We start from the raw sequence: 6,574 nt of genomic DNA, 5'->3' as shown, positions 1-6,574 counted from the left end.
TTTTTTCAACCTTTTATTTCTGAATCTATTCAAAAACCAAAGAAAAATTCTACCACGAAGTCGGTGAAAATCTTCGATTATCACCTGCACGAAGGCTCTCTTATTTGCATAGCAAAGTAAGAGAGCTTCACGAAGTATAAAATTTGAGATACAAATTTTATACAGAAATGTATTTTTCTGCTTCGCGTTTATTCGTGGTACGGTTTTTTTTGTAAAAAAAAATACCGCGATATTTTCATCTATGATAAAAAATCATATTTGCGGTTAGTTTTCTTCACCTTGTATAATAAATACAAAAGGAGAAACAATGAAAAAACAATTATTGTTCATGAGTTTTTTTCTTTTCATCCAATCAATTTATTCCCTGAATTTCGAGAAAGACGGAACTGTCTACACGACACTGGATGCACAGGGATATTTGCTTTTTTCCCCGTCATATCCGGTATTCATAACCGCTGAAGCGCATGAAGATGCACTTCTTGGACCGGGCAGAAAAATTATATCCTCATACGACACCATAGCCATAATTTTCGCGGTAAAGACCTCAGACCCCGTCTATGACATGTTGCTCCATCAATCCTATTCCACAGACAACGGTAATAATTGGTCCTACAATCAGCTGGGGAGTAATTTTACCATGAGAATTAAAACTGACATTGATCAGGGATATAATTATGAATACCCTTCGAGCCCTGCTGTCGAAAATTTCATAGTCTGGAACGAATTTAATACGCTGTTTTTTACCTATGATGAAAATCCTCCTTGGGCAATATACAATCCTCATGAAATTGATAGCACTTATTCTCATTACGGGCATACGATTTGCGTCTGGGGAAATGGAGATACAATCTGCATTCTTTCGGGAATTGACACAATAAACGGATGGAGGAGCACAGATCACGGAAGTAACTGGGAGCATTTCGTATTTAGAGCTCCTTCAGCAGATTACATAACATCTTCAGCAGTTATTGAAAATGGTTTAAATGGATACGCGTTTGCTTTTTACGCTGTTTCAAATTCAGACAGTTCACCTAAAATTCCGCTTTATAGGGAGACAACGGATTACGGAGTGACATGGTCGGATGAGGAAACGCTATTCAATGTTCAGACGGGAGGCCAGATTTTATCTTTATCCCTAAAAGGTGGATACGGTGTTTTTGTCAGTCCGGAAGAGAATGTCCCTTACATCGCGGCGATTTTTGACAATTCTGAAGATATGTGGGATTCTTTTGAATACGGGGAATTGTATTTCATAAAACCCTCAGGAGGGTCGCCGGGTAATTATGTTTTTGATCCCTCTGGGGCTATTCCAATAGCCGCAGGAGATACTTCCGTTTTTGAACAAATTGCCTCATCACCATCAATTTTCGATATTTACGGAGTGATTTCAATTGAACCACCGATTTTTGGATCTGCCCTTTGGATTACATTCAGCGCTGTTGCGGATACTGTTATCGGCAACGACACATTGTATTCAACTCAACTTTATGCAGCGATGTCAGATGACAGCGGAACTACATGGAACGTAAACAGGATAACTCCCGCGGACACGAGCATTGAATATTACAGGCCGAAAAGCACTTATTTAAAATGGTTGCTTAATCCGGTTTATCAACCTTATTTTCAAGTAATTCATAATATTGACACTCCGGGTAATAGAATATATTTTTCGGGCATTCAGATGCCTTACTACGTAAACATTGAAGAAATTTTTGGAGATGAAATACCGGTTTTATACAGAATTAAGACTGTGTTTTCTGATGAAAACATACTCTTTGAAATCGATTTGCCTGAAGGCGGGTATACAAAGATAAAATTATTCGACGCCTCAGGCAGACTTGTGTCCGACAGAGATTTCGGATATCTGTCCGCGGGAAGACATTCTATGCGCTTGTTCCAAAATTCGATTCCATGCGGGTTATACTTTTATACTTTCACTTCTGGGGGATTTCAGCAGAAAGGAAAAATCGTCCTGCCGTAGAAACGGCAACACAAATCGCAAAGTAAAACCATTCCCTGCCGTCAAATCTTCGAAATCTGAGCTGTTCGGAAAATTTGATATCCCTTTTTTCGGATCTCAAAATCGACAGGCTTCAACATAACACCGGATCGAATATAATAGGCATTGAAAGCATTGTCAGAATTATTCAGCTTTCTCATGGAAATCTATTCAATATACGAACGGAATAAGCCGCCTGGTCTTTTTCCTGTACTCATCGTATTCCTTTCCGAATTGCCGAAACATCAGATTCTCTTCAACATTTATCCGGTAAATAAAAGATAGAATTACTGGAACGGATATAACAACAAGACTTGCCCAGTTGTTGAATGACATGCCCAATCCGACGAATGAAATCAACGATCCCGTATAGGAAGGATGCCGGATGAATTTATAAAGACCCTTTCGAATTATCCTCTGATCGCTGTGGATCGCCAAATCAACGGTGAAAAACCTTCCGAGAGTTATGATGGCAATTATGCGGAGAATCATACCGGAGACAATGACTGACAATCCGATGTATGCCGTCAGAGGGGAACCTGATACCGGTAAACTGGTGTAAATCATCAGAATCACTCCGGCGAAAATTGAGACAATGATAGTTGTCCACATTATTCGCAGGGAGTTTTTGTCCAAATTTTCTGAGTTCGTCGATCTGGATTTTACGAATCTTGACAGAAAGATTTCCGAGAGAAACCAAATCCCCCATATTGTAATGAAAACATACATATCAAATCCTCTTCCAGACGTCATATTTCATTGTGTGAAAATCCGTCAAGGTCGGAAAGACCGGGGACAAACTCTTCATTCAGAACGATTTTCCCTTTAATCCCTTTTGCCCCCCTGGTCTGAATGGGCATACCTTCTCTAGACTTGAACGGAGTGTGTATGATTCCGACGGGTTCATAAGAAATTTTCATATCTCCAGGATTCCTAGCAAAACACTTTTTCTCTTGTTGACTGGTTTTGGTTTTTTCGGTTTGTGTCTAATAATTTTCGCATAATAAACGTATCATATAAATTTTAAATTTGCTTTCAGACCAAGTCAAATAAACAATAAGCGGTTAGTCATTGAGTTCTCTCGTGCTTTAAAACATTGGCTGCGATTCTGGTCATACAATAGGTCGACCAGCCTATGTTGTTCTCGATTTGTCTTTTGTCCAGCATCAATTTTTACCAATTCTATAATCTTCGTGTGGCGTTTGCCGGAATCTCACCCAATGTTTTGTTTCCACTTTTCTTCCTTAAAAGGCACACAAAATGCAGTCACCAGCGGCGGTTATTTTTCCAGAAGTATTTCCCATTTTGTGTATCCGAAAGGATTGGTTTTGTAGAAATCCTTTGCGGTCTCTACGTACCTGACTTCTTTTTCAGACAGAACCAGTTTTTTCCATTTCTGAAAAATGTTTGTGACTTCCGCTTCGTCGAAATAATGGTGTGGAACGCCTGCTTCGGGTCCTTCGGACTGAACGAAAGTATTTTTTTCTATTTCACTGCCGAGGGCATAGGACTTCGATTTGTCGGACATCAAAGTGCACAGAAATTGTCCTCCCGGTTGAAGCCGGTCGTAGATAATGTCGAAGGCTTTTCGGATGTTTCCGATCGTGTTGTGATGAATTGCGTCCCAGACCATTACTCCGTGAAACCGTTTATTTTCCCATGGATCTTTGGTCATGTCAGCGATTTTTACTTTTGCCCCGAGATTTTCCTCATCAAGCCTGCATCTGAGGTAATCGGTTCCGTTTTTGGATACGTCCGAAGAGTAGACATCGCATCCGAGTTTTGCCGCAAGCACAGTGTGGCGTCCGGCGCCGCAGCACTGATCCCATATCATTACTTTTCGGGTTTGAAAGATTTTCTGAAGATTTACAATGAATCTGTGTATCTCAGTTTGAGGAATCAGATCAATGAACTCCTTGTCAAGAAACAGGTCGTTCCACTCAGCCATTACCCTTCCTCCTTTTTGTTATTTCCCGCAAGCAATTCAGAAAAAATATTCCTGGTGAAACAAGGTCTATTCCGTTATACGGTTCTAATACTCCGTAAAAGATAATCGGTTCCAATAGCGCTTGTCAAAAGTCTTTCCTTATCACTGTTCAAAAGATCCGATGTCCAGTCTGTGAATCCACCGTCTATGTAGTCAAACTCCTTGTCTTCAGAGTTGACGACTCCGATATTGAACCTGAGCCTTGAATAATAGTTCCTACCGAAAGAACTGTCGTTCTCGGTTTTGAAGAGGATCTTATCCCGCCCCTTGAGTTTGTTTTTTATGTTTCCGATCAGTGTTAAATTGTCGCAGTTCCCGTAATTGTAGAACTTTATGTTTATTCTTTTTACGTCGTTCACTTCGATTAACTCTTCGATAACTCTGGTGTAAAACATTACGTGTTCTTCGAGGGCGGTGTTTTCAAAACCGTCGTTTCCGGTATCCCTCCCAGCCGTGCACAGGGCGATGATGTTGAAGAAAGCTGAAAAATTTCTGTTTTCATACATCTGGGCTCTCGTTACTCGCTGACTCGAACATAGTTTTACCGGATAATTGTTCTTTTTGTTGTTCATCAGAAGTTCGCCGCGCCTTTTTGCACATTCAAGGGCGAGGATGTTTGTCGTGTCTGCCGCGACCTCGGTGTTTCTCACCGTCGAGATGACGTTGTTCTGGTGAACAGGCGTCAGAACACTGGTTGTCCCGAGCGGCGTGAGAGGCGAAAGGTCTATTGTTTCAAATCCGGTGGGGAGCAGTGAAAATACGGCTAATTCGAACTTTCTGTGCATCAGTGGACTTATGTCCGAAGGCCGGGAGAATCTGTTTGTCCGGTATTCTGAAAGAACGTCTTTATGCCTTTTCTTTTTAGTCTTCAACTCGAACACTTTCAACAGAAGCGACTGCAGTTCCCCGAAAGAAAGTTTGTCGACCAGCAGTTGAACGAGATCCTGAGCGCCGGTTTGTTTTATTATCCTGTCGATTATTTTCCGGTTCATGCTTTCCAAGATTATTTTCCCAGATCATTTTCAGTTTCAGTGCTTTTTCCCGGATTTATTCTTTTACCGCCGAAGCAATGGATGGTCCTCGTCCCAGCCAGACATTCCCCCCATTGTTCTTTCCCTTTCGGTATGAAGAGTTCGTCTCCGGGATTCAGAACCGTTTTTTCGCCTTCGACGTAAACTGTATACTGACCATTGACAACCGTCATGTATTCGTCGAAGTCATGCATGTGTTTTTCGGAAGTTCTGTCGGAAAAGCTGGTCCAGAAAGCCATCTGGGAACCGTCTTTCCCTTCGAAATAAAAACCTTCGATATCCTTCGTGTTCTGTGTCGAAACGGGTATTTTGTTTAGAGCGTTTTTCATGAAAACAGGGAAATCGCCCATAATCAAGTCTCCTCGTACATGTCGTCCTCTTTCAGCCTTTTTCCCATACTTATGACATCATCTATTTTATAATCCAGTGATTTGTAGAACTCTTGATTCGATGTCCTTCCGCGGATTGTTCCAGGGCCTGACAAGTCCGCATTTGATCCAAAGTTCGATGACTTCTTTTTCATCTGATTTATTGAAAACTCTGATTTTCATAGTCATTCACTTGAATTTTCTCACAGCTCCGCTTTTTTGCCCATGCAATCATTAATTTTACTATCGCAGTTCTGATGCCTTTTCTGTAGAAATTTCAATTTAAATTCATGAGAAGCATTCATTGTCCGTAGGTTTAATTTTGACGGCCAGACCATTGACGAAAATCTCGTACAGTTTCATGGTTCTCCTACATCATTTTCATCGTGCCCCTCGCGAAGCTGACATCGACCGCGAAAAGCATGGCGCCTTCCTTTTTGTCGAGGTTTCCCGTAATCTCCTCGATTCCTTCGACTATATCATTGAACCTGTTCTCCGGAATCATAGCGACAATAGTGTTGCTGTGATTTTTGGTTTCGTTCATGAAACCTATGAAACTTGCAAACAGGGGTATATTAGATATGTACTGCCCCATTCCCGATGAATCAAAAATAGTGGCTCCTTCGATTCCTTCCTGGATGAAAAATTCGAGTATGTCGTAGAGGAATTCTTCAAAATAAAGAATGACAAAGAGAGCCTTGAATTTCTGTGTGGAATCGTATTTTGAATCCGCGATACGCACGTTGCGTAGAAATGCTTCATACAGAGCCGTGTTGGTTATGGCTCTGCGGAGTTCTTTTTTCACGTTTGATGATGCGAGAATGTGGGATATTGCCGCGAGTATTTTTAAATGATCATTGATTCGTTCCTCTGGACCGATGACTACAAAGAAGGTGTGTACCCTTTTTTTATCAATGGAATTAAATTCGGCTCCACGGTGTGAAGTCACGATAAAAAGAAGGAAAGCCTTCATCCCCTCGATTCGGGCGTGAGGTATGGCGATGCCGTTACCAATGCCGGTTGATCCCTCTGTTTCGCGCGACATGAGTTTTTCGTAAATTATTTCGGGTGAAACTCCTGTCAGCGCTTCTGTCTTGGATGCGATCGTAGCAATCCTTCTGATGACTCCTTCCCTGTCCCGCTCAGGGATGTTAAGTACACAGGCGTTTCTGTCGAGTATGGAAATGAG

At 41.5% G+C, this 6,574-nt stretch carries 8 protein-coding genes; 1 reads left to right on the top strand and 7 read right to left on the bottom strand.

What is annotated here, in order from left to right; genetic code table 11:
- Nucleotides 1-307 precede the first annotated feature (307 nt).
- Nucleotides 308-1,981, top strand: coding sequence for a hypothetical protein (locus JXL83_10345; GenBank protein MBN2364515.1), 1,674 nt, complete (start codon nucleotides 308-310; stop codon nucleotides 1,979-1,981).
- A gap of 189 nt (nucleotides 1,982-2,170) precedes the next feature.
- On the opposite strand, the gene JXL83_10340 is transcribed toward JXL83_10345, so the two are convergent.
- From JXL83_10340 to JXL83_10310, 7 genes are all read right to left on the bottom strand, one after another.
- Complete coding sequence (locus JXL83_10340) at nucleotides 2,171-2,728, bottom strand: isoprenylcysteine carboxylmethyltransferase family protein (protein MBN2364514.1); 558 nt, start codon at nucleotides 2,726-2,728, stop codon at nucleotides 2,171-2,173.
- A 20-nt stretch (nucleotides 2,729-2,748) separates the two neighbouring features.
- A complete protein-coding gene (locus JXL83_10335; GenBank protein ID MBN2364513.1) occupies nucleotides 2,749-2,919 on the bottom strand; it encodes a hypothetical protein in 171 nt (56 codons plus the stop codon).
- Between the two features lie 359 nt (nucleotides 2,920-3,278).
- Entirely contained in the window at nucleotides 3,279-3,947 is a 669-nt protein-coding gene (locus JXL83_10330; protein MBN2364512.1) for a class I SAM-dependent methyltransferase, read from the bottom strand.
- A gap of 74 nt (nucleotides 3,948-4,021) precedes the next feature.
- Entirely contained in the window at nucleotides 4,022-4,978 is a 957-nt protein-coding gene (locus JXL83_10325; GenBank protein MBN2364511.1) for a hypothetical protein, read from the bottom strand.
- An 11-nt stretch (nucleotides 4,979-4,989) separates the two neighbouring features.
- The gene (locus tag JXL83_10320) at nucleotides 4,990-5,367 is read right to left on the bottom strand and encodes a cupin domain-containing protein (protein MBN2364510.1); all 378 of its coding nucleotides are present in this window, start codon (nucleotides 5,365-5,367) and stop codon (nucleotides 4,990-4,992) included.
- Between the two features lie 2 nt (nucleotides 5,368-5,369).
- Entirely contained in the window at nucleotides 5,370-5,540 is a 171-nt protein-coding gene (locus JXL83_10315; protein MBN2364509.1) for a hypothetical protein, read from the bottom strand.
- Between the two features lie 215 nt (nucleotides 5,541-5,755).
- On the bottom strand, nucleotides 5,756-6,574 hold an 819-nt coding region (locus JXL83_10310; GenBank protein ID MBN2364508.1), incomplete at its 5' end, for a PTS sugar transporter subunit IIA.

The sequence above is a fragment of the candidate division WOR-3 bacterium genome, assembly GCA_016934535.1.
Classification (GTDB): domain Bacteria; phylum SDB-A; class SDB-A; order SDB-A; family SDB-A; genus JAFGIG01.
Note: the sequence above shows the minus strand (reverse complement) of the source record. Positions and strands in the feature narration are given on the sequence as shown.

Bases quoted from the DNA above. Each gene is read 5' to 3' on its own strand.
- JXL83_10345 (MBN2364515.1), top strand. From the start codon at position 308: ATGAAAAAACAATTATTGTTCATGAGTTTTTTTCTTTTCATCCAATCA.
- JXL83_10340 (MBN2364514.1), bottom strand. From the start codon at position 2,728: ATGTATGTTTTCATTACAATATGGGGGATTTGGTTTCTCTCGGAAATC.
- JXL83_10335 (MBN2364513.1), bottom strand. From the start codon at position 2,919: ATGAAAATTTCTTATGAACCCGTCGGAATCATACACACTCCGTTCAAG.
- JXL83_10330 (MBN2364512.1), bottom strand. From the start codon at position 3,947: ATGGCTGAGTGGAACGACCTGTTTCTTGACAAGGAGTTCATTGATCTG.
- JXL83_10325 (MBN2364511.1), bottom strand. From the start codon at position 4,978: ATGAACCGGAAAATAATCGACAGGATAATAAAACAAACCGGCGCTCAG.
- JXL83_10320 (MBN2364510.1), bottom strand. From the start codon at position 5,367: ATGGGCGATTTCCCTGTTTTCATGAAAAACGCTCTAAACAAAATACCC.
- JXL83_10315 (MBN2364509.1), bottom strand. From the start codon at position 5,540: ATGAAAAAGAAGTCATCGAACTTTGGATCAAATGCGGACTTGTCAGGC.